Source organism: uncultured Citricoccus sp. (genome assembly GCF_937871995.1).
GTDB lineage: Bacteria > Actinomycetota > Actinomycetes > Actinomycetales > Micrococcaceae > Citricoccus.
The window spans coordinates 1-2,899 of the sequence record NZ_CALMQR010000034.1 but is presented as its reverse complement, the minus strand read 5'-3'; the positions used below and the strand labels follow the sequence as shown (position 1 = coordinate 2,899).

The following is a 2,899-nucleotide window of genomic DNA, read 5'->3' as shown; positions in this document are numbered from 1 at the left end:
AGGGGCCTGCATGAAACACCGCAGTGCCTCCAACGCTGTCCGTGAGGGGTTCCCCTTGCGGAACGGCGCAGAGGGGTCACCGGAGCACTTCTTGACGCACAGCTCGTTTGCGCGTCCTCGTAGTAGCGTCGCGATATGAATGACAGCGTGGGTCAGCGTCCGGTGGTGCGGATGTTCCCGGACTACGCCGACACCGTTCTGTGGTTCGGGGGCCCCGTGCCGTACGACGAATCCGGACTCACTGACGGTTTGGTCCGCGAATTGGAGGATTGGGAACAGTCCTACTATGACTCGCTGACGCCCGACGAAGACTGGAAGTCAGCAGAACTGGCCCGCCAGTTCACCGCGGAAGGCAACCGTCTGGCCCAACGGGTGGCAGATGAACTGGGAGACGGCTACCAGGTCCAGTTCAGCACCTACGAAACGGGTGTACCGCCGCGCAGGTTCCGTGGGACGCGCCCGGTCCTCAATCCTCGGGCGACTGCTGCCTTTGGAGAGCTAGAAGCGGCTCTGATCGCGGAGCGGAAGAGATCCGACAATGCTGCAAGTGCTCCTGACGGAGATAACTCTGAGTGGTTCGCCATTGCCCCGTTGACGGGTGCCATCTTCAAACCGCATCGGTAGACCATCCTCGACCGAGACAATGGGTGGTTGACCATGGTCGTGGCGTGGATGCGTGTGCCAGGCGTGCGGTCTGCCCGAACAGGTCCTGGTGGCTGGTGGCCGCCGTGAATCGTGCCAGTCCGTCGTCGAGGAAAGGAATGCGGTTGAGTGAGAACCGTCTTTCTGCACTGCAATCCGAGGCGTTCGTCCTGCTTCCGGACACGGTGCAGGATTTGGAGGACTTCGTCTCCCGCCCGGAACGGTACCTGGTGAGCCTGGATGCCGAACCCCGACGGGCCGCCGCACTGTGGCGAGAACGACTGAAAAGGCATCCCTATGGCAGCGAGGGGCTGCTGCGACTGTCCTACCGCGGACGAGAACTCATCGGCCCGGCGTTGTGGGATGAGGTCTCCGGGGTGTGGTTCGCCCTGGTCGACTGCGTCCAGGCCTACCTGGAGACCGGTAGTGGCTTGACCTCGTTCCCCGGCCAATCGGTGAACGTGGAGATGCGGCACACCCGGGCGGGAGCGGTGTTCGGCGTCAACGGCGACCGAGTCCTGGTGGACCCGACCGAGTTCATCCCCGGCCTGCTCGATGAGGCCGAGCGATACTCCCGCTGGGTCGAAGACCGCATCGGCACCCTGGACGCGCCCACGACACAGCAGACCGGTGCCCTCCGGCAGGCTCTGGTCGACCGCACCCGATGAACCGGCGCCCGGCGTAAGACCCTCTCACGTAAGGTCGCGCCTAGATGGGGATCATGACCGGTCGCGGCCGGCGGTATGCGGCTCAGGCCTGGGCGCCACTAGAGGAGTCATCGGCGGTGTCGCTGTCGAACCATGCCCGCCCGTGGCGGTAACGGACAGCGTCACCGGCCAATCCCGCCGGGCGCAGGTCGATGCGATCGAACACGCCCTTGGTGGGCCGCCGGGGAGCATCCCAGTCCGAGTCGTCGGCCTCATTGTCGGCGCTGGTTCTTTCCTCGAGAAAGAAGCTGTCGGCGGGATCGAGGTCGACCTGGTCATTCTTGAAGCGTGCGGGAAACCCCAAGTGGGCGTGCCCTGCAAACCCCACCAGGAGGGGTCTGTTCTCCTCGGGTCGGGTCGGGCTCAGGTCCATGGCGTCCGGATCCCACAGCCACGGCTCGGCGGCGCGGGCTATGAAGCGCTCCGGGGAGAGAGCATTGATCTGGTCGATGCCGTGGACGGGGCAGTACTCGGCAGCCGGCACGCCGTAGTCCTCCATGGACTCGGCGTCCGCGTCAGGGTTCGCACGGCGCCAGTCCTCGATGCAGCTGCACCCGGGGATGGATCGTGCCTGCTCGAATGCGAGCATCCCCGCCTGCCCCTCCCGTGGCGAGGACAACCCCCAGACCGGCCCCGGACCAACGGGGACCTGCCAGATTACCTGGCCCACGGCGGTGCGGGCGATGGCCCGCCACGCACAGTGAACCCATTGACCGATGGCCAAGATGGCGGCTGCCGCGGCGCCGGTAGCCAGCACGTCCGAAACCGACGCACTATCCAGTTCTTCAGCAGTCTTCCCCAGTTCCGTAACCAAGACCGCGGCCGTGACGGCACACCCCAGGGCGGCGACTCCGCTCAGTCCCCACGCCCAGTACAGGCCGCGGCGCCCGGCCGTGCGCACCACCGCCAGAGACGCTTCGTCCAGTTCGACGGTCCGCCCCGTGTCAGACCGACGAGCCAAGGCACGCACTGCGCGCAGCTGCCGCACTGACGCACCTGCCTGAACGAACGCCCAGACAACCGCGGCAGCAGCACCTCCCCACCAGACCCAGGCCGAGGCATAGTGATCGACCGTGTGGGGCACCGCCGCATAGGCCAGCACCAGCGGAGCCGCGATCACGGCCCGACCGCCCAGGACCCACCCTCCGAGGGCGAACGCCATGCTGAGGAACAATCCGGACAGCCCCAGCATGTCCGTCACCCGGAACGGGCCCTCCCAGGCTTCCGCATCGAGGGTCTCCCAGCCGCGATCGGCAACGAACGCACCCACAGTGGTTAGGACACCTATCGCCCAAGCACCGACCACTCGGCGCCACGTGGGGAGACGTACCGGCAGTGCCCGCCATTCACCGGTACCGGGCCAGACCAGACCCCACCTCTCGTTCATGCTGCATGCTCCGGAAGACTCACAGGCACATTCTGGCAGCCCGCACATCCGGGCGAGCCAGAAGTGCGGATGGACTTCCGATTGATCACTCAGTGCCGCCCCACCAGGGGATCCCTATCCGGGTACTGCTTGCGGGTTGATCGCCGACACGGACAGCAGAGGG

At 66.1% G+C, this 2,899-nt stretch carries 3 protein-coding genes; 2 read left to right on the top strand and 1 reads right to left on the bottom strand.

Translation table 11 applies throughout. The annotated features are described in order from the left end of the window. The first annotated feature begins 135 nt into the window (after window positions 1–135). Together Q0283_RS03310 and Q0283_RS03305 are read left to right on the top strand one after the other, a co-directional pair. Complete coding sequence (locus Q0283_RS03310) at window positions 136–624, top strand: hypothetical protein (RefSeq protein WP_298042908.1); 489 nt, start codon at window positions 136–138, stop codon at window positions 622–624. 143 nt (window positions 625–767) lie between these two features. Beyond that, entirely contained in the window at window positions 768–1,310 is a 543-nt protein-coding gene (locus Q0283_RS03305; protein WP_298042906.1) for a hypothetical protein, read from the top strand. A gap of 82 nt (window positions 1,311–1,392) precedes the next feature. Here Q0283_RS03305 and Q0283_RS03300 read toward each other — a convergent pair whose 3' ends face one another. Then, window positions 1,393–2,619 carry a hypothetical protein gene (locus Q0283_RS03300; RefSeq protein ID WP_298042903.1) on the bottom strand — a complete coding sequence of 409 codons (1,227 nt, stop codon included), beginning with the start codon at window positions 2,617–2,619 and terminating at the stop codon, window positions 1,393–1,395. Between the last annotated feature and the right edge of the window lie 280 nt (window positions 2,620–2,899).

Excerpts from the sequence above, each read along its gene's own strand:
- Q0283_RS03310 (WP_298042908.1), top strand. The coding sequence starts at position 136 with ATGAATGACAGCGTGGGTCAGCGTCCGGTGGTGCGGATGTTCCCGGAC.